Origin of the sequence: Escherichia sp. MOD1-EC6021, assembly GCF_002965245.1 — a bacterium.
Classification (GTDB): Bacteria; Pseudomonadota; Gammaproteobacteria; order Enterobacterales; family Enterobacteriaceae; genus Escherichia; species Escherichia coli_F.
The window spans coordinates 1-366 of record NZ_PTRU01000136.1; the positions used below are offsets into that span (position 1 = coordinate 1).

Here is a 366-nt window from a genome sequence, read left to right on the forward strand (position 1 = left end):
CATCCACATCACCAGGCCAGAGAGCGTAGGCCAGTTCGTCATCCAGTGTTTTCCATGTCTGCTTGTATTCGCGATGAGTGGCAGCAATGACCGGGCTGATTTTTCCTGTTGAATTTTCAGTGTTCTGTTGATTGGCTCTGGCGCGGGCGAGATCAACAACAGACGTGTATTTTCCGGTTTCCTTGCGTTCACCTTCGCGACGTTTTTTCCAGATGCGCATCTCTGCCTGAATTTCGGGCCATTTGGCACCAGGCTTACATTTATGCTTAACCCACCCGATGGCATGCAGCTTAAGCTCCGGATACATGGCGTTAACTTCTGGCATTTTCATCAACGCTTCAACGATATGTCCGTCGAATGTTGCCA

1 pseudogene is annotated in these 366 nt (G+C 49.7%); it reads right to left on the reverse strand.

From position 1 onward, the window contains the following. Nucleotides 1-366: pseudogene (locus BEB54_RS28350) on the reverse strand (exonuclease); the annotation flags it as partial.